The organism is Polaromonas sp. P1_E1_2 (assembly GCF_056406035.1).
Window position 1 is genome coordinate 1 of record NZ_JBFUAZ010000021.1, and the last position, 18,336, is coordinate 18,336.

Below are 18,336 nucleotides of genomic sequence, written 5' to 3' on the forward strand. Positions count from 1 at the left end.
TTGCAATTTTGATATGTAACGCAGCGCTCTTGATATGGCACGCGGCGCTCGCGAAGACTTTCGCCTTCATTGTTTTGGATTTATTTAMTTTTGCACTTAATGTTCATCAATAAATTAAATCCTGACTTAGGGAAAGTCCGGAGCTTGGAAAGATGAGCAAATTTCTATGATTCACACCGCTTCGATCCATAAGTGAATAGATTGTTCATCAATGAACCATTTGTAACAATAAGTTTCCTGATTTTGGTGCCTTCGCCTCATTGAACGGTTCCTTCAACGCAAAAAGGTTTTTTGTCATGCACCCAGGAAGTTTGGAAGGAAAAACAGTATCGATCTGCGCGGCCGCCCAAGGCGTCGGCCAGGCCCGTACGCCGGTTTGCCTGGCCCCGGGTGATTCCGGGCGTTGCTGCAGCGCCTGGTTGGGGCGCACTCCGGGCCAGTCGATGGGCCGTCTGGCCACGGTCAACGACATCGCGCCGATCTGAGCGAGCACCGCGCCTGTCCGGAACCGCCCATGACACCTCTTGTGAGCATCAGCAACCTGTGCAAATCCTTTCCGGGAGTGCGCGCGTTGCACAACGCCAGGCTTGAGGTTGCCGCAGGCGAGGTGCATGCGCTGATGGGCGAGAACGGCGCCGGGAAATCGACCCTGATGAAAGTGCTGGCCGGGGTCTACCAGAAGGATGCGGGCGAGATCAGCATCGACGGTCAGGCGGTCGAGATTGCCAGCCCGCGCGCTGCGCAGGCGCTGGGCATCGGCATCATCCACCAGGAACTCAACCTGATGAGCCATCTGAGCGTGGCGCAGAACATCTTCATCGGACGCGAGCCGCTCGGGCGGCTTGGGCTGTTCATCGATACCGAGAAGATGGCCCGCGACACGAAAGCGATTTTCGACCGCCTGAACCTGAACCTGGAACCGCACACGCTGGTTTGCGACCTGACGGTGGCGCGCCAGCAAATGGTCGAGATCGCCAAGGCGCTGTCATTTGACTCGCGCGTGCTGATCATGGATGAGCCCACTGCCGCGCTGAACAATGCCGAAATCGACGACTTGTTCCGCATCATCGGCCAGCTCAAGCGCCACGGCGTTGGCATCGTGTACATCTCGCACAAGATGGACGAGCTCAAGCGCATCTCGGACCGCGTGACAGTGATGCGCGACGGCCAGTACATCGGCACCGTGCCGACTGCCACCACCAGCATGGACACCATCATCGGCATGATGGTCGGGCGCGCCCTGCTTGAAGACGAGAGGCCGCCGGCAACCGATCAGGGCCGGGAGACCGTGCTGGAGGTGCGCGGGCTTAATCGCGGCCGTACGATCAAGGATGTCAGCTTCACCGTGCGCAAGGGCGAAATCCTCGGGTTTGCCGGCCTGATGGGAGCGGGCCGGACCGAAGTGGCGCGTGCCGTGTTCGGCGCCGACAAAAGGGATTCAGGGGAGATCTGGGTCAGGGGCCGCCAGGTCGGGGTGCATAGCCCGGCCGACGCGGTTGAGCACGGCATCGGCTACCTGTCGGAAGACCGCAAGCACTTCGGTCTGGCCACCGGCATGGATGTGCAGACCAACATTGTGCTGTCGAGCTTGCGGCGGTTCTTGAGCTTCGGGTTCCTTCTCAGGCCCGCTGCCATACAGGACACGGCTGCGAAGCTGATCGCGCAACTGGGCATCAAGACCCCAAGCGCGCTGCAGAAAGTGGCGCTGCTGTCGGGGGGTAACCAGCAAAAAATCGTCGTCGCCAAATGGCTGGTGCGCGACTGCGAGATCCTGTTTTTTGACGAGCCTACGCGCGGCATTGACGTGGGCGCCAAGAGCGAAATCTACAAGCTGCTCAATGCGCTGGCGGCCCAGGGCCGTGCCATCGTGATGATCTCCTCCGAACTGCCCGAGGTGCTGCGGCTGAGCCACCGCATCGTGGTGATGTGCGAGGGCCGCATCACCGGCGAGCTGGTCGCACGGGACGCGACCCAGGAAAAAATCATGCAGCTCGCCACCCAGCGCGAAGCCCCGGCTGCCGTTTCCGGCATGGTTGCCGCTGCTGCTTTTTAAAAAAACGCCGGAACCATCACCCATGACCGTCTCCAAGTTGCTGCAAGGTTTCAAAACTGCAGCTTTTAGCAGCAACACCCGTCAAAAGCTGTTGGCATTTGCCAGCTTGCTGGGGTTGCTGATTTTCTTCAGCATGGCCTCGTCCAGCTTCATGCAGACCGACAACATGGTGGGCATTTTGCAGGCCACTGCGGTTAACGGCGTGCTGGCCATCGCCTGCACCTTTGTCATCATCACCTCGGGCATCGACCTGTCGGTGGGCACCTTGATGACCTTTTGCGCCGTCATGGCCGGGGTGGTGCTGACCTATTGGGGCCTGCCCTTCTACCTGGGCGTGCTGGCTGCCATTTTCTTCGGTGCGTTCTCTGGCTTCACCTCGGGCATGCTGATTGCCAAGCTGAAGATCCCGCCGTTCATTGCCACGCTGGGCATGATGCTCATGCTCAAAGGCCTGTCGCTGGTCATCACCCAATCCAAGCCAATCTATTTCAACGACACGCCGGAGTTCTCGGTCATTTCCCAGGASTCGTTGATCGGTTATTTCCTGCCCGATCTGCCCATCCCCAATGCGGTGCTGATCCTGTTTGTGGTGGCGGTGGTATCCAGCCTGATCCTGAACAAGACAGTGCTGGGGACCTACACCTTCGCACTGGGCAGCAACGAAGAGGCGGTACGCCTGTCGGGCGTGAATGTGGACCGCTGGAAGATCATTGTCTACACGCTCAGCGGCGCGATTTGCGGCGTGGCCGGGCTGCTCATCGCTTCGCGCCTGAATTCCGCGCAGCCGGCGCTGGGCCAGGGCTACGAGCTGGATGCGATTGCCGCCGTCGTGATCGGAGGCACTTCGCTCAGCGGCGGGGCCGGCACGATTCTGGGCACCATCATCGRCGCCTTCATCATGAGTGTGCTGACCAACGGGCTGCGCATCATGTCGGTGGCACAGGAGTGGCAGACGGTGGTGACGGGCCTGATCATCATCGTGGCGGTGTATGCCGATATTTTGCGAAAGCGCAAGTAAATGAAAGCAAGTGCAGTTTTTATCAAAGAGAAGCCCAAATCCCACCCATGCCAACGTCTGATTTTTGATACCCCATAGCAAACCCCATAACGATCGGAGACAAACATGATTTTGAAACGCACACTTTTGAGCCTCGCACTGGGCCTTGGCCTGGCTTCTACCTTGAGCACGACGGCGCTGGCTGCCGACGAGATCTACATTCCCATGATCTCCAAGGGCTTTCAGCACCAGTTCTGGCAAGCCGTCAAGGCCGGCGCCGAGCAGGCCGGCAAGGACTACAAGGTCAAGGTGACCTTCGAAGGCCCCGAGAGCGAGAGCATGGTGGACAAGCAGATCGACATGTTCGCGGCGGCGCTGGCCAAAAAGCCGTCGGCCATCGGCTTTGCCGCGCTGGACAGCAAGGCATCGATCCCGCTGCTGAAAAAGGCCCAGGCCGCCAAGATCCCGGTCATCGCATTTGACTCGGGCGTGGACAGCGATATTCCGGTGACCACGACCACCACCAACAACGTGGCCGCCGCAGCCCTCGCCGCCGACAAGATGGCCGAGCTGATCGGTAAAAGCGGCGATGTCGCCCTCGTGGTGCATGACCAGACCAGCCGCACCGGCATCGATCGCACCGACGGATTTGTCAACCGTATCAAGTCAACCTATCCCAACATCAAGATCGTCAGCGTGCAGTACGGCGGCGGCGACCAGCTCAAATCGACCGAGATCACCAAGTCCATCCTGCAGGCCAACCCTAACCTCAAGGGAATTTTCGGCGCCAACGAAGGCTCGGCCATCGGTGCACTGAATGGCGCCAGGGAGATGAAGCGCAAGGTGGTGATCATCGGCTACGACTCCGGCAAGCAGCAAAAGGCCGCCATCATGGACGGCTCAATGGCCGGCGCCATTACCCAGAACCCGGTCGGCATTGGCTACAAGACGGTGGAGGCGGCGGTCAAGTCCCTCAAGGGCGAAAAGCTGCCCAAGGTCATCGACACCGGCTTTTACTACTACGACAAGACCACCATCAATGATCCCAAGATCGCTGCGGTTCTGTATGACTGATGGGTGCGGCGGCCTCAGGGCTACCACGCGCTGAAGCGCTTCTTCACCAGGCAAACAGCAATCCCCAGGCAATCCTTCATGAGCACTATCCAATCCATGCGTGTCGTCGATGTGCGCTTTCCCACGTCGCGGCATCTCGACGGCTCGGACGCGATGAATCCGGACCCGGACTATTCGGCCGCCTATGTGGTGCTGGAAACCGGTGAGCCGGGGCTTGAAGGCCATGGCCTGACCTTCACCATCGGCCGCGGCAATGAAATCTGCTGTGCCGCCATCGAAGCCATGCGCCACCTGGTGGTCGGTCTCGACATGGACTGGGTGACCGAAGACATGGGCCGCTTCTGGCGTTACATCACCTCGGACAGCCAGCTGCGATGGATCGGCCCCGACAAGGGCGCGATCCACCTGGCGACTGCCGCCGTGGTCAATGCCGTGTGGGACCTGTGGGCCAAGCAGGAGGGCGTGCCGGTGTGGAAGCTGGTGGCCCGCATGAGCCCGGAAGAGATCGTCAGGCTGATCGACTTCCGCTACATCACCGACTGCATCACGCCGGCCGAAGCGCTGGCGCTGTTGACGCGCCAGGCCGCCGGCAAGGACGCGCGCCTGAAGACGCTCGAGCAGGAAGGCTACGCCTGCTACACCACTTCCGCCGGCTGGCTGGGCTATGACGACGAAAAGCTCAGGCGCCTGGCCCAGGAGGCGGTGGACGCCGGCTTTTCGCACATCAAGCTCAAGGTGGGCCGCGACCTGCAGGACGACATCCGGCGGGTGCGCGTCGCCCGCGAGGTGCTCGGCCCCGACCGCACCCTGATGATCGACGCCAACCAGGTGTGGGATGTCAACGAGGCGATTGAGTGGCTGGGCCACCTGGGCTTTGCCAAGCCCTGGTTCATCGAAGAGCCGACCAGCCCCGACGACATCGAGGGTCACCGCCGCATCCGCGAGGCGGTGAAGGGCGACATGCAGGTCGCCACCGGCGAGATGTGCCAGAACCGCGTCATGTTCAAGCAGCTCATCATGCAGGGCGCCATTGACGTGGTGCAGATCGACGCCTGCCGCCTGGGCGGGGTCAACGAGGTGCTGGCCGTGATGTTGATGGCGGCCAAATATGGGCTCAAGGTTTGTCCGCATGCCGGCGGGGTCGGCTTGTGCGAATACGTGCAGCACCTGTCGATGATCGATTACCTCTGCATCGCCGGTACCAAGGAAGGCCGGGTGATCGAATACGTGGACCACCTGCACGAGCATTTCGTGGACCCCTGCGTGATTCGCCATGCCGCCTACATGCCGCCGCAACGGCCAGGTTATTCGATTGAGATGAAGCGCGAGTCGCTGGCGCAGTACGCCTTCAAGGGCTGATGGCCGCTACACACCCTCGGCTGAGCCTGACCATAACCAACATCTGACACCGGAGCCCTTGATGAATTTGCACCTTCAAAACAAGATTGTCATTGTCACCGGCGGGGGCGCCGGAATTGGCGGGGCCATCAGCCTGCAGCTGGCGCGGGAGGGCGCCGTGCCGGTGATCTTCGGCCGCAGCCCCTTGTTGCCGGAATTTTCCGCGGCCTTGCGGGAGCTCGGTGCACGCCACGGGTTTTTCCAGCTCGACCTTGAAAGCGAATCGGCCTGCCGGACCGCGGTGCAGGGTGCCGTGGCCGAATTCGGCGGCATTGATGCGCTGGTCAACAACGCCGGCGTCAACGACAGCGTCGGCCTGGAGGCCGGCCCCGAGGCCTTCGAGCGCTCGCTGCAGTCCAACCTGATGCATTACTACCTGATGGCGCACCTGTGCCTGGACCAGCTAAAGGCCAGGCGCGGCGCCATCGTCAACATTTCCTCCAAGACGGCGCTCACCGGGCAGGGCAACACCAGCGGCTACGTCGCGGCCAAGGCGGCCCAGCTGGGGCTGACACGCGAATGGGCTGCCGCCCTGGCGCCACATGGCGTGCGGGTCAATGCGGTGCTGCCGGCCGAAGTCATGACGCCGCTCTATGAAACGTGGCTTAAGACCTTTGCCGACCCGGCAGCGGCGCTGGCCGACATCACGGCCCGGATCCCCCTGGGTCAGCGCATGACGACCGACCGCGAAATTGCCGACACGGTGGTGTTCCTGCTGTCCGATCGCGCCTCACACACGACGGGCCAGTGGATTCATCCCGATGGCGGTTATGTGCATCTGGACCGCGCCTTGCCTGTCGGCTGACCGCCATGAACAGACATCCATACGGCCAAAACGCCATGCGGCGCTGCCAGCTACCGAGCCCTGAAAAGCACGATGAAGCTCGCCGCAGATTTTCCCCGCCCGAACCGGGTTCGCTCTGGGCAGCCATGCCGGCGGATGGGCATATCCGGACTTTTTAACTGACTCAACCTAACCATAGCAAAGAGAGACAAATCATGAAAGCTGCTTTCCGTAGTGTGTACCTCGGTGTGGCCTGCGCGGCCGCGCTGGCGCCACAGTTGGCCTCGGCCCAGTCCAGTGTCACCATGTACGGACGTGCCGTATCAGGCCTGGCGTATATCGACCATGTGTATGACCCGGTGGCCAATGCCAGCTTCTCCAAAACCATGGTGGCCAGCAACCAGTGGGGCACCAGCATGTGGGGCATGAAGGGCAAGGAAGACCTGGGCGGCGGGCTGGCGGCCAACTTCCTTCTCGAAAGCGGGTTTGAACTGAAAAACGGCTCGGTCGGCTCGGCATTGTTCAACCGCCGCGCCTATGTCGGTCTGTCCAACGCCAGCTGGGGCAGCTTCCGTCTTGGCAAGAACCTGTTCATCAGCAACGACGTGTGGGACCTGGACCCGACCGGCCAACAGTGGGTGGGCAGCGCCACCCTGGTCAGGGGCCGCAGCTGGCCCGGTGCCAGCAACGTGGTCGAGTATTCAACGCCTGATATGGGCGGCTTCAGCGCCACCGGGCAAATCTCGTTTGGCGAACAGGCTGGAAACAGCAAGGCCAACCGCGGCGAGGGCATATCGATGACCTATGCGAACCAGGACCTGATGCTGCGCGCCATCTATTCAGAGCGCCGTAATGCTGCCGCCACCTTCACGGATGTTTTCAGCACCTCCAAGGAAACCATCATAGGCGGCACATACAAGTTCGGCCCGGCCAAGCTCTATGCGGCCTACGACTACATCACCGCACCCGACGCGGCCCTCACAGCCGCGTCCAAGCTCAAGCATGCCTGGGTTGGCGTTCGTTACGATGTGACGCCAGCGCTCACGCTGATCGGTTCGGTCTTCCACGTGAAGTCTGACCGGGTGGCCGGCAAGGCCACGCTGGGCATGGTGGGTGCGGACTACAGCATGTCCAAGCGCACGTTGCTGTACGCATCATTCGGCAGCGTCAGCAACTCCAGTGGTGCCAACTTCGGGGTGGACGGGGGCATCTCGGGAAATCCGAATGTCAACCAGGGGCAAAGAACCATTTACGCGGGCATTGCGCACAGCTTTTAAAGGGCAACGCCGCCGGGGGAGCTAGGCGCTCGGCGGCAGGCTGGCTGGGTCAGATCGGTATCACCTGACGCGGACCCGCTGGCCAACCATTTTTTGCTATTAAAAACATAGCTGCTCGCGCAGGCGCTGCCTGCGCCGCAGCTATTTTTTATGCTCAATCGATGTGCAAGCGGGACCGTGCTGCTCACTCGCACGCAAGGGCGTGGGCGACAATCAGTGCCGTGCTCCGCATTCTTTTCGTCACTTTCCCTTTTTTCGCCCTGGTGCTGTGCGGCTACCTTGCTGCACGCCGGGGCCTGCTCCCGCAGCTGGCCATTCCTGGCCTCAATACCTTCGTGTTGTATTTCGCATTGCCCTGCATGCTGTACCGCTTTGGCGCCGGCACGCCGATTGCGCAGCTGCTGGACGCGAGCCTGGTGGCGGTCTACCTGGTGTGCGCGTTGCTGATGGTGGCTTTCACCGTGATGCTCACGCGCAAGGGCCGTATTGCCTGGAACGATGCGTCTTTCGGTGCGCTGGTGGCGGCTTTCCCCAATACGGGCTTCATGGGCGTGCCGCTGCTGGTGGCACTGCTGGGCGCTCAGGCCGCCGGCCCGGCCATCGTCACCATCCTGGTTGACTTGCTCGTGACAAGCTCGCTGTGCATCGCGCTGTCGCGGCTGGACTCGGCCGACATTCATGGCGCAGAGGTTGCTGCGCAAAAAGCGCTCAAGGGCGTGGCGCTCAATCCCATGCCGTGGGCGATTGTGCTGGGCGCGCTATCGTCCGGGCTGGGTGTGATGTTGCCAGGGCCGGTGATGCAGACCGTCGGGCTGCTGGCCGATGCGGCCTCGCCTGTGGCGCTGTTCACCATTGGCGCGGTGCTGGCGCGCTCGCAGATGAACAGTACGGCTGCCACACCCCTGAAGGAGTATGTGCCGGTTGCGCTCATCAAACTGGTGGTGCACCCGGTATTGGTGGGCCTCGTCGGGTTGGGTGCCATCGCTGTGGGCGTGCCGCTGCAACCCTTCGCACTCACGGTCATCGTACTGGTGGCGGCGTTGCCCAGCGCCAGCAATGTGGCGCTGCTGGCCGAGCGCTTTGGCGCGGACAACGGCCGCATCGCGCGCATCATCCTGTTGTCGACGGTGCTGGCTTTTTTCAGCTTTTCGGCAGCAGTGACCCTGCTGACCTGAGCCAGGTACCAGGCCTTTTCGGCCGTCGTTACAAAAAAACCTGAAAAAAATGGTCCCGCGTTGTCGATTTCGCGCTTTCCGTTCGTCGTACCGGTAAGAGCAGGATTTTTCTGCCCGGGTTGTCCGGGCTCTCCGCTCCCAACGCAAACCTAACGCAACACCAAGGAGTCCGAAATGAAATTCATGGTCCTCATCAAAGCCGACAAACACAGCGAAGCCGGCGAAATGCCCAGCGAACAACTGCTGGCCGACATGGGCAAGTTCAACGAATCGCTGGTCAAGGCTGGCGTGATGCTGGCGGGCGAAGGCTTGCACCCCAGCGCCAAAGGCGCGCGCGTCAGGTTTTCCGGCAGCAAGCGCACCGTGATCGACGGGCCTTTCCCCGAAACCAAAGAGTTGGTCGCCGGTTTCTGGATGCTGCAAGTCTCGTCGAAAGAAGAGGCGATTGAGTGGATCAAACGCTGCCCCTTGCCGCCTGAGAGCGAGGCCGAAATCGAAATCCGCCAGGTGTTTTCGGCTGAAGACTTCGGCGCCGAATTCACGCCTGAACTTCGCGAAGCCGAAGAGCGCTTGCGCCAGCAGGTCGAAGCACAGACTGCCGCGAAGTCCTGAAAGCGGGCGCCTGGCTGCCGGGCCCGTGTTTGAGGTAAAAACCGGGTTCCAAGGAGACTTCACGCATGCAATACATGATCCTGCGCAAATCCGACGCGAGCACTGAAGCCGGCGAGCTGCCCAGCCCCGCACTGCTGGCCGCCATGGGCGCCTACAACGAAGAACTGGCCAAGGCCGGCATGCTGCTGGGCGGCGAGGGCCTGCAGGCAAGCTCAAAGGGCGCGCTCATCCGGTTTTCCGGTGGCAAGCCCACGGTCATCGATGGCCCCTTCACCGAAGCCAAAGAGCTGATCGCCGGTTTCACCATGATTGAGGCGGCTTCCAGGGGTGACGCACTGGAATGGCTTAAACGCTGGCCTCAAGAGGATGCGGATGGCAACACCTCGCTGGAAATCCGCGAGGGCGGTTGCCCCGGCGGCCTGCGCGGCGTCGCCGGGGAAGGCGCGCCGCCGCTGCCCGAGGGGTTCCGCCGCTTCATGATTTTGCTCAAGGCCAATGACCGCGCCGAAGCCGGCATCGTGCCCGACAGCCAGTGGCTGGGGCGCATGGCCCAACACAACGACGAAGCCGTCAAGGCTGGCGTGCTGCTCATGGGTGAAGGGCTCAAGCCCAGCGCCAGCGCGTCGCGCATGAAGTTCACCCGGGGCAAACCCAGCGTGATGGACGGGCCCTTCGCCGAAGCCAAGGAATTGCTGGCCGGTTTCTGGATCATCCAGGCGCGTTCGCTGCAGGCTGCGGTGGACTGGGCCTTGGCCTATCCCTTCCCGTTTCGCGATACGGAAGAGGTTGAGGTGGAAATCCGGCTGTTGTATGAAGCTGCCGATTTCGCACAGGCCTAGCGTTCTTGGCTTGGGTCAAAAAATAATTGAAATTTTTCGACCCGGCCTGTCGATTTCGGGTTTTTCGTTCGTCGTACCGGTGAGCAGACGCTTTTTGGAGGCCGGAAAGGGCCTGTGAATCCGGCGCTCGACCATTTACGAAGTGAACAAACACCAACTTAAAGGGATACAAACATGTTCAAGACCATCGCCATCATTGCGGCCGTCGCCATCGTGGTTTTCATCGTGGCCGTGCTGATACTGGCCTCCAACAAGCCAGACACCTTCCGCGTACAACGCCAGACCACCATCCAGGCGCCGCCCGAGAAAATCTTCCCGCTGATCAATGACTACAAACAGTGGGCCGCCTGGTCGCCCTGGGAGAAAAAGGACGCGGCCATGAAGCGCAGCTTCAGCGGTCCGGCCACCGGCAAGGACTCGGCCTACGCCTGGGAAAGCAAGGAAGTCGGCACGGGTGACATGCTGATCACCGAGTCCGTACCGTTTTCGCTCGTCAGGATAGACCTGAACTTCAGCAAGCCTTTTGAGGCCCATAACAAGGTGGTTTTTACCATCCAGCCGCAAGCCGGTGGCAGCGTCGTGAGCTGGGAGATGGCGGGCCCCGCGCCCCTGATGGCCAGGGTCATGCATGTCTTCTTCGATATGGACAAGATGGTGGGCAAGGATTTCGAAGCAGGCCTGGCCGACCTGAAGGCTGCTGCAGAAAAGTAAGCCCGGCTCACCCGCCCCACACTCAAGGAGTATTCAAATGCGATTCATGATGCTGATGATCCCCAAAGGCTACGAAACTGCCGACGCAGGCACCATGCCCAGCGCCGACGCCGTCGCCGCGATGATGAAATACAACGAGGAGCTGCAAAAAGCCGGCGTGCTGCTCGCGCTGGACGGCCTGCACCCACCCTCCATGGGCGCCCGCGTAACCTTTCCCGGTGGCAAGGCCCATGTCAAGGACGGCCCTTTTGCCGAAGCCCGTGAAGTGCTGGGCGGCTACTGGATGATCAACGTGGCCTCGCGCGAGGAAGCCATCAAGTGGGCAACGCGCTGCCCGGGCGGCGAGAACGAAATCATCGAAGTGCGGCAGGTGCAGGAGATGTCTGACTTTCCGCCTGACGTACAGGAGGCTGCCGCCGGTTTCGTCGAGATGCAACAAGCGCCGAGCGGGAAGAGCGCAAAAGGCAAGGGCGCCTGAAGCCGCATGGCGACGCATGAAACCCATCGCGCCATCGACGCCGTCTGGCGCATCGAGTCGGCCAAGGTCATCGCCAAGGTTGCACGCATGGTGCAGGAGGTGGGCCTGGCCGAAGAGATCGCGCAGGACGCGCTGGTCACGGCGCTGGAGCGCTGGCCGAAGATCGGCGTGCCGGACAACCCGGGCGCCTGGCTTATGGCCGTCGCCAAGCACCGGGCCATCGACTACCTGCGGCGGCGCAAGCTGCTGGCGCTCAAGCATGAAGAGCTGGGCCATGAACTCGAGCTGGAGCAGGAAATGGCTTTCGCCGATGTAGACGATCCCGGCTCTGGCGACGACGGCGCCGACGACTACGGCGACGACCTGTTGCGCCTGATCTTCACCGCCTGTCACCCGGTGCTGTCCACCGAGGCGCGCATTGCGCTCACGCTGCGGCTGCTGGGCGGCCTGAGCACCGACGAGATCGCGCGCGCCTTCCTGGTGCCTGAGCCCACGGTGGCCCAGCGCATCGTGCGTGCCAAGCGCACCCTGGCCGAGGCGCGCGTGCCCTTTGAAGTGCCTGGCCCTGAAGAGCGCGGCGCCCGGCTGGCTTCGGTGCTGGAAGTTATTTACCTGATCTTCAATGAAGGCTACTCAGCCACTTCGGGCGGCGACTGGATGCGGCCCGCGCTGTGCGACCAGGCCTTGCGACTGGGGCGCGTGCTGGCCGAACTCGCGACGCAGGAGCCTGAGGTTCACGGCCTGGTGGCGCTGATGGAAATCCAGGCCTCGCGCGCCAGGGCGCGCACCGGGCCTTCGGGTGAGCCCATCTTGCTGCTGGAGCAAAACCGGGCAAGCTGGGACCACATCCTGATACGCCGCGGCCTTGCGGCGCTGGCGCGTGCCGAGGCGCTGGGCGGTGCGCTGGGGCCGTATGCGCTGCAGGCCGCGATTGCCGCGTGCCATGCGCGTGCGCCCACGGGCGCCGACACCGACTGGCATCGCATCGCCGCGCTTTACGATGCGCTGGCGCAGCTCATGCCGTCACCGGTGGTGGAACTCAACCGCGCCGTCGCGCTGGCGATGGCTTTCGGCCCGGCGACGGGGCTGGAGGTGGCCGATGCGCTGCTGGCCGAACCCTTGATGAAAAACTACCATCTGCTGCCCAGCGTACGCGCCGACTTTTTGTTCAAGCTCGGCCGGCTCGAAGAAGCCCATGCGGAGTTCGAGCGCGCCGCGTCGCTCACCCGCAACCTGCGCGAGCGCGAACTGTTGCTGGCGCGCGCCGCAGCCTGCGCGCCGGGCTCCACACCGCGCCTTTCCTGACGCGTGTTTACGGTGCCGGCCTGCGGCCGCCCAGCATGCAGGCGATGGCCGCCAGCTGCAACAGCACGGTCGCGCCGAAGTAAAGGCCTGTGCCCGCACCGAGGTGCGCCGGACTCCCGCCGGCTGTGACCAGCAGCAGGCCAAACGTGGCCGGCGCCAGCGCCCACAGACCCTGCGACATGGCCACGATCAACGCGATCACCCGCGGAACATCGCCCTTGACGAACTCCACCTGTGCCACCAGCGGCGGCAGCGAAGTGGTGTTGCCGATACCGACGCCGAACAGCACCACGCCTGCAAGAATCAGCACGGTCTGGTGTTCCGCCGCACAAGCCAGCAGCAGTGAGCCGGTGATCTGCACCGCGTAGCTCACGCTGGCGACCAGTCGCCGGTCGGTATCCACCGGCATGCATTTGGCGACGATGGTGCGGCCGCCGATGGCGCAAGCGGTGGCCAACGCCATCGCCAGGCCCGCGCCTTGGGTGCTGAGCGCTGACACCAGCAGCGAATACAAATGCGTGATCAAGCCGGCCTGGGCAAACATGCTCAGCGCCATCGCCGCGGCCAGCGTACGAAAGCTGCGGTCTCGCCACAGCAGGCGGCCCGGCAAGGGTTTGGCATGCGCAGAGGTGACGGTGCGCAAGGGTGTGCCCGGTGCATCACCGTCAGGCTGCTGGCCCATGCGTTCCGGCGTTTGYGTGATGACGTAAAAACACAGGCAGACCACCACGGCCAGCATGGCCGCGCCCACCAGCAAGGTGGCGGCGGTAAAACCCAACGCGGCGATCAGCGCGCCCCATAGCGGTGAGAAAATCACACCGCCCAGGCTGGCGCCGTTGTAGGCCTTGGCCAGTGCCAGGGGCCGGCCACGCATAAACCAGGGCGAGATGATGGCGTTGATCCCCGCCGCGCCCATGGTGACCCAGCCGCCGCCCGTCAGCATGGCAGCCGCAAACAGTTGCCAGGGCTGTGCAGCCAGCGCCCAGCCCAGAAGTCCCAGTGCCAGCGCGGCGGCGCCCGCAGCGGTAGTGGCGGCGACGCCCAGCCGGGCGTGGATGCGCGGCAGGCAGGCCACCACGCCCGCGCCGAATAAAAAGTGAAAGGTCACGGCGCTTGATACCAGTGGCAACGCCCAGCCGGTGCGGGCGATCACCGCATGCAGAAAAATCGCCGGACTGTAAAAGCCTATGCCCCAACCGAAGATGGCCAACACAAAGGCGGCCCATACGACAGTGGTTCCGTAGAAGGCGCGCGGCGCCGGTGGCTGCAGGGTTGGGGTCATTGGCACTTTTATGGATTCTCCGTGTGAGAAGGCAGCGGCTGCTGCATGCCTCCATGGTGCGGCGAAGAGGCTGCGCGATGCTTCGCCCTGGAGCGAAGCATGGGGTTTGCGATGCTGCTAAGGTTGGTACCAGAAGGTCTTAAACCATGATGAATACCAACCAAATCGCGCACATCGCCTCGTTGGTCGGCGAGCCGGCCCGCACCGCCATGCTGATGGAGCTGTTGGACGGCCGCTCGCTCACAGCCCACGAACTGGCCGGCGTCGGCAACGTGTCGCCGCAAACCGCCAGCCGCCACCTCGCCCTGATGGTCGAAGGCGGCCTGCTGCGCGTGGAGCAACACGGCCGCCACCGTTACCACCGCCTGGCCTCGGTGGAGGTGGCGCGCGTGCTCGAAGGCATCACGCAGCTCGCCTCACAAAACGCGCCCGCGCCGCGCCGCGCCGTAGTGCCCGGCCCCAAAGACGCCGCCATGCGCATGGCCCGCAGCTGCTACGACCACATCGCCGGCCGCCTCGGCGTGGCCATTGCCCATCACCTGCTGGAAGACGGCGCCATCACCTTTGACGGCGAAGCCGGCCACGTCACCCCCAAGGCCAATGCCGTGCTGGCGCGCCTGGGCATTGAGCTGTCAACGTCGCCAACCAGCATCAACACCAAACGGCCTTACTGCCGCCCGTGCCTGGACTGGAGCGAGCGCCGCTTCCACATCGCCGGCCAACTCGGCACGCTGATCTGCAATCACAGCCTCGAGCGCGGCTGGCTGTTGCATCGCCAGGGTATGCGCGCGCTGGAGATCACACCTAAAGGCGCGGTGGCGCTGCGCGACTGGATGGGGCAGGAGGACTGGCGGCAAGTGACGGAGGGAGAGACCTTCCCAGCGCGGCAAAGCCCGGTGTTACGTGTTGCTTAAATCGCAATCGGATCCACATCAATCGCCCAGCGAATCAGGCTTTTGAATTCAGCCTGCTGTCGCGTTTCAAACAGCGTTGGTTGCCAGGCCGCGAGAAAACGTTGAAGCGCTGCGCGCGAGGGGCTTTCGACCAGCATCTGCGCGCGCTCGATATTGGCGACGCGCTGTATCGTCATCGGCACGGCCGGGTAAGCGGTGACCTGTTCGTGCCCTGTGAGTTGTTGCGCCTCGGCCTGGGCCGCTGCTGCGTTCAGAAATCCTTGTGCCACATCCTGCGCACGCGCCTCGGCGCGCACCAGCGCTGAAAAACCGAAGGGTGACATGCCCGCCGCTTCGCGCTCGGCCAACTGCTGCGTCGCAAAACCCGGATAGTCGTGCTTTTTAAGTGCTTCAAAAAGCGGATGGGCGGGGTGAAAGGTTTGCACCCACATCTCGCTGGCCTCGCTGTGTCGCGCGTCACGGCCGGCGCGGCCTCCCGCCTGCATTAAAAGGCTGAAGAGGCGCTCGGGTGCGCGGAAGTCGCTGGAGAACAGCGCCCCGTCAGGGTTGATGGCCGCCACCAGCGTGATGTGCCGGAAGTCGTGCCCCTTGGCGATCATCTGCGTGCCGACCAGCACGTCGACCTCGCCCGCATGCACGCTGGCCAGCTGCGATTCGAGCGCCCCTTTGAGCCGCGTCGTGTCAGCGTCGATACGGGCAATGCGCGGCGGCTCGCCGTCTGGCCGCTTCACGCCGGCCAGTAATTCGGCCAAATGTTCTTCCAGTCGTTCGGTGCCGCGTCCCACGGGCGCGATGTCGATGTTGCCGCAGCTCGGGCAGGCGCTCGGCACGCGTTCGGTGAAGCCGCAGTGGTGGCAGCGCAGGGTGCGGTCTATCTTGTGGAAGACGCGGTAGGCGCTGCAGTGCGGGCACTCGCTTTTCCAGCCGCAGTCATGGCAGGCCAGCACAGGCGCATAGCCGCGCCGGTTTAAAAAGATCAACGACTGCTCGCCACGGGCTACGCGCTGGGCGATGGCATCCAGCAGCGGCGGCGCAATCACGCAGTGCTTGGGCTGGTGGTTCATGTCTACACGCCGAACAAGCGGTAGGCCCCCACGCTCGCTCACTGCGTGTAGCTCGCTGCCCCCCGAGGGGGTTAATTTTCCTAGGGGCGGCCCGTCGGAAAATTGCAGCGCTTCCGTGCCCGTCACTAGAGGGCCGCCGATGCGTTCACTCATGGTCAGGCGTTGGTAGCGGCCTGTGAGGGTGGCCTGCCAGCTTTCCAGCGACGGTGTTGCCGAGCCTAGCAGCACACGACAAGGGCCGTGGGTATGCGTGGCGTCTTCGGTTTCGACCTTGGCGCGGTAGACCGCCAGGTCGCGGGCCGAATAGCGGGCGCCTTCCTGCTGCTTGTAGCTTGGGTCATGTTCCTCGTCGACCACCAGCAGGCGCAGATTCGGCATGGAGGCGAACACCGCCATGCGCGTGCCCAGCACCAGGCGCGCATGGCCGGCGTGGGCTGCCAGCCAGCTTTTCAGGCGCTGGGCTGGGGTCAGGCCGCTGTGCAAGGCCACCACGCGCTCTTTGCCCAGGTGGGCAAACCGTTCTTCAAAGCGCGACTGCAGTTGGGGCGTGAGGTTGATCTCGGGCACCATCACCAGCACCTGTGCCGTCGGGTCTTGCTCCAGCACGCGGGCCGCGGCGCGCAGGTAGACCTCGGTTTTGCCGCTGCCGGTGGCGCCGAACAGCAGCGCGGGCCGGGTATCGTTGTCAAATTCAGCCAGGGCAAGAGCCTGCTGCGCACTGAGCGGCATCAGCGCCGCGGTGTCCTGCGGGCCGCTGGTGTCAGCCACCGGGCGCTTGAGCCGCCGCGCCAGCTGAACATTGCTCAGGTCGCGCAGTTGCGGCGGCAATGCCGCCAGCGCCACCTCGCCCAGGGAGCGCTGGTAATAAGCCGCGGTGAACGTCACCAGTTTTCGCCAGGTCGCCGAAAGAGGCAGCAGCCCATCCAGCTCGCCGGTGACGTGGCGCGTCTGTATTTCCAGCAGCGTTCCACTGTCAGGCACCGCTTCCCACACGACCCCAAGGACTTCGCGCTTACCTAGCGGCACCCGCACCAGGGAGCCGACAGCAAGTGGCAATTCACTCTGGTAGGTCAGTGGCCCGGCGATGGAACTGTGCGCGGGCGCGGCAACGGCAACTTGAAGCCAATAGCTCATTTGGAGTAACTAAATGTGTTTACTTCTTGAGAAGTACATCCAGATAGTGCGCTAAGTCCTTGATTTACCATCGCTTTACAGATTTCCAGATTTTCTGTGGATAACTTTGTTGATAGCTTGCCTTGGCGCGTCGCGAAGCCTTGTAAATCAAGGCTTTTCTTAAACTGCCCGGAAAAAAAGCAATTTAAAGTCTCTATATAAATCAACAACTTACGTCCGCTATTGCTTTGATAGCGAAGCATGCCGCCTGCGTTCACCATTGCGGCACCGCAACACGAATTTTGTGCATAAGTCCGGGCGCCATCGCCCGGTTTTGTGCTAGCCATGGTTGAAATCATTCATCCCGTGGCCTTTTCTGGACGTAGGCGGAAAGTTTAGGTACCAGCGGCGCGCATGCTGCGAGAGTGAGCGTGTACTGCGCGCACCAGCACTTCCACACTTTCGGGGGGCGTGTGCTGGCTGATGCCATGCCCCAGGTTGAAAATATGGGCCGGTCCAGGCTCGCTGGCATCAATATGGGGCTTGCCAAAGCTGTCCAGCACGCTTTTCACTTCGGCTTCTATCTGGGTCGGGTTGGCAAACAGCACGTTAGGGTCCAGGTTGCCCTGCAGCGTTTTGGCCTGGGGGCCATTTTCCCCCACCAGAGCCCGCGCCCTGGCCAGGTTGACCGTCCAGTCCAGTCCCAGCACCTCGCAATCGAGCTGCGCCATGGCTTCGAGCCACTGGCCGCCGCCTTTGGTGAAGACGAGGCGGGGGATCTTGACGCCCTCGTGCTCGCGTTTGAGCTGGGCCAGCACGCGGGCCGTGTAGGCCAGGCTGAAGGTTTTGAAGGCCGCGTCGGCCAGCACGCCGCCCCAGYTGTCAAAAATCATCACGGCTTGGGCCCCGGCCTCAATCTGTGCGTTCAGATAGGAGGCAACCGCGTCGGCGTTCACGGCAAGCATTTTGTGCATCAGGTCCGGGCGCTGGTACAGCATGGTCTTGACCAGGCGGTAGTCGTCGGAGCCCGCGCCTTCGACCATGTAGCAGGCCAGCGTCCAGGGACTGCCCGAAAAGCCGATCAGCGGCACGCGGCCGTTCAGGGCTTTGCGGATTGACGTCACGGCGTCAAACACATAGCGCAGCTTGTTCATGTCGGGCACCTCAAGCTTCGCCACTGCCGCCTCATCGCGCACCGGCGTGGCAAAGCGCGGGCCTTCGCCCAGCGCGAAGGACAGGCCCAGGCCCATGGCATCGGGC

At 62.8% G+C, this 18,336-nt stretch carries 18 protein-coding genes; 13 read left to right on the top strand and 5 right to left on the bottom strand.

The window, feature by feature from the left end; genetic code table 11:
- Positions 1-208: 208 nt before the first annotated feature.
- Positions 209-493: a hypothetical protein gene (locus tag AC1D1P_RS02560; protein ID WP_477670157.1), complete on the bottom strand. Its 285-nt coding sequence runs from the start codon at positions 491-493 to the stop codon at positions 209-211.
- A gap of 21 nt (positions 494-514) precedes the next feature.
- On the opposite strand from AC1D1P_RS02560, the gene AC1D1P_RS02565 reads away from it, so the two are divergent.
- The 12 genes from AC1D1P_RS02565 (at position 515) to AC1D1P_RS02620 (ending at position 12,703) form a co-directional block, all read left to right on the top strand.
- Positions 515-2,053 carry a sugar ABC transporter ATP-binding protein gene (locus tag AC1D1P_RS02565; RefSeq protein WP_477670156.1) on the top strand — a complete coding sequence of 513 codons (1,539 nt, stop codon included), beginning with the start codon at positions 515-517 and terminating at the stop codon, positions 2,051-2,053.
- Between the two features lie 22 nt (positions 2,054-2,075).
- A complete protein-coding gene (locus tag AC1D1P_RS02570; protein WP_477672001.1) occupies positions 2,076-3,071 on the top strand; it encodes an ABC transporter permease in 996 nt (331 codons plus the stop codon).
- 108 nt (positions 3,072-3,179) lie between these two features.
- Positions 3,180-4,124 (top strand): substrate-binding domain-containing protein, encoded by a 945-nt coding sequence (locus tag AC1D1P_RS02575; RefSeq protein ID WP_477670220.1) that lies wholly within the window; start codon positions 3,180-3,182, stop codon positions 4,122-4,124.
- Between the two features lie 78 nt (positions 4,125-4,202).
- Complete coding sequence (locus tag AC1D1P_RS02580; RefSeq protein WP_477670154.1) at positions 4,203-5,483, top strand: L-fuconate dehydratase; 1,281 nt, start codon at positions 4,203-4,205, stop codon at positions 5,481-5,483.
- Positions 5,484-5,544: 61 nt separating this feature from the next.
- A complete protein-coding gene (locus AC1D1P_RS02585) occupies positions 5,545-6,327 on the top strand; it encodes an L-fucose dehydrogenase (RefSeq protein ID WP_477672002.1) in 783 nt (260 codons plus the stop codon).
- A 194-nt stretch (positions 6,328-6,521) separates the two neighbouring features.
- Complete coding sequence (locus AC1D1P_RS02590) at positions 6,522-7,583, top strand: porin (RefSeq protein WP_477670152.1); 1,062 nt, start codon at positions 6,522-6,524, stop codon at positions 7,581-7,583.
- A 221-nt stretch (positions 7,584-7,804) separates the two neighbouring features.
- Positions 7,805-8,758, top strand: coding sequence for an AEC family transporter (locus AC1D1P_RS02595; protein WP_477670151.1), 954 nt, complete (start codon positions 7,805-7,807; stop codon positions 8,756-8,758).
- A gap of 174 nt (positions 8,759-8,932) precedes the next feature.
- A complete protein-coding gene (locus AC1D1P_RS02600) occupies positions 8,933-9,370 on the top strand; it encodes a YciI family protein (protein WP_477672003.1) in 438 nt (145 codons plus the stop codon).
- Positions 9,371-9,435: 65 nt separating this feature from the next.
- Positions 9,436-10,209: a YciI family protein gene (locus AC1D1P_RS02605; protein WP_477670149.1), complete on the top strand. Its 774-nt coding sequence runs from the start codon at positions 9,436-9,438 to the stop codon at positions 10,207-10,209.
- Between the two features lie 174 nt (positions 10,210-10,383).
- Positions 10,384-10,920 carry an SRPBCC family protein gene (locus AC1D1P_RS02610; RefSeq protein WP_477670148.1) on the top strand — a complete coding sequence of 179 codons (537 nt, stop codon included), beginning with the start codon at positions 10,384-10,386 and terminating at the stop codon, positions 10,918-10,920.
- Positions 10,921-10,957: 37 nt separating this feature from the next.
- Complete coding sequence (locus AC1D1P_RS02615; protein ID WP_477670147.1) at positions 10,958-11,398, top strand: YciI family protein; 441 nt, start codon at positions 10,958-10,960, stop codon at positions 11,396-11,398.
- Between the two features lie 6 nt (positions 11,399-11,404).
- Complete coding sequence (locus tag AC1D1P_RS02620; protein WP_477672004.1) at positions 11,405-12,703, top strand: RNA polymerase sigma factor; 1,299 nt, start codon at positions 11,405-11,407, stop codon at positions 12,701-12,703.
- Between the two features lie 7 nt (positions 12,704-12,710).
- Here the strand turns inward: AC1D1P_RS02620 and AC1D1P_RS02625 are convergent, their stop codons facing one another.
- Positions 12,711-13,985 (bottom strand): MFS transporter, encoded by a 1,275-nt coding sequence (locus tag AC1D1P_RS02625; protein ID WP_477672005.1) that lies wholly within the window; start codon positions 13,983-13,985, stop codon positions 12,711-12,713.
- Between the two features lie 149 nt (positions 13,986-14,134).
- On the opposite strand from AC1D1P_RS02625, the gene AC1D1P_RS02630 reads away from it, so the two are divergent.
- Positions 14,135-14,899: an ArsR/SmtB family transcription factor gene (locus AC1D1P_RS02630; protein ID WP_477672007.1), complete on the top strand. Its 765-nt coding sequence runs from the start codon at positions 14,135-14,137 to the stop codon at positions 14,897-14,899.
- Here the strand turns inward: AC1D1P_RS02630 and priA are convergent.
- The 3 genes from priA to AC1D1P_RS02645 all read right to left on the bottom strand — a co-directional run.
- The gene (gene priA, locus AC1D1P_RS02635) at positions 14,896-17,097 is read right to left on the bottom strand and encodes a replication restart helicase PriA (RefSeq protein WP_477670144.1); all 2,202 of its coding nucleotides are present in this window, start codon (positions 17,095-17,097) and stop codon (positions 14,896-14,898) included. The two genes, AC1D1P_RS02630 and priA, sit on opposite strands and share 4 nt — an antisense overlap.
- Entirely contained in the window at positions 17,094-17,435 is a 342-nt protein-coding gene (locus AC1D1P_RS02640; RefSeq protein ID WP_477670143.1) for a hypothetical protein, read from the bottom strand. The genes priA and AC1D1P_RS02640 overlap by 4 nt, the downstream gene beginning before the upstream one ends.
- A gap of 36 nt (positions 17,436-17,471) precedes the next feature.
- Positions 17,472-18,336, bottom strand: an 865-nt coding sequence (locus AC1D1P_RS02645; RefSeq protein WP_477672006.1) for a uroporphyrinogen decarboxylase family protein, incomplete at its 5' end; no start/stop codon positions are given.

Excerpts from the sequence above, each read along its gene's own strand:
- AC1D1P_RS02610 (WP_477670148.1), top strand. The coding sequence starts at position 10,384 with ATGTTCAAGACCATCGCCATCATTGCGGCCGTCGCCATCGTGGTTTTC.
- priA (WP_477670144.1), bottom strand. The coding sequence starts at position 17,097 with ATGAGCTATTGGCTTCAAGTTGCCGTTGCCGCGCCCGCGCACAGTTCC.
- AC1D1P_RS02565 (WP_477670156.1), top strand. The coding sequence starts at position 515 with ATGACACCTCTTGTGAGCATCAGCAACCTGTGCAAATCCTTTCCGGGA.
- AC1D1P_RS02640 (WP_477670143.1), bottom strand. The coding sequence starts at position 17,435 with ATGATTTCAACCATGGCTAGCACAAAACCGGGCGATGGCGCCCGGACT.
- AC1D1P_RS02630 (WP_477672007.1), top strand. The coding sequence starts at position 14,135 with ATGAATACCAACCAAATCGCGCACATCGCCTCGTTGGTCGGCGAGCCG.
- AC1D1P_RS02620 (WP_477672004.1), top strand. The coding sequence starts at position 11,405 with ATGGCGACGCATGAAACCCATCGCGCCATCGACGCCGTCTGGCGCATC.
- AC1D1P_RS02585 (WP_477672002.1), top strand. The coding sequence starts at position 5,545 with ATGAATTTGCACCTTCAAAACAAGATTGTCATTGTCACCGGCGGGGGC.
- AC1D1P_RS02590 (WP_477670152.1), top strand. The coding sequence starts at position 6,522 with ATGAAAGCTGCTTTCCGTAGTGTGTACCTCGGTGTGGCCTGCGCGGCC.
- AC1D1P_RS02580 (WP_477670154.1), top strand. The coding sequence starts at position 4,203 with ATGAGCACTATCCAATCCATGCGTGTCGTCGATGTGCGCTTTCCCACG.
- AC1D1P_RS02600 (WP_477672003.1), top strand. The coding sequence starts at position 8,933 with ATGAAATTCATGGTCCTCATCAAAGCCGACAAACACAGCGAAGCCGGC.
- AC1D1P_RS02605 (WP_477670149.1), top strand. The coding sequence starts at position 9,436 with ATGCAATACATGATCCTGCGCAAATCCGACGCGAGCACTGAAGCCGGC.
- AC1D1P_RS02615 (WP_477670147.1), top strand. The coding sequence starts at position 10,958 with ATGCGATTCATGATGCTGATGATCCCCAAAGGCTACGAAACTGCCGAC.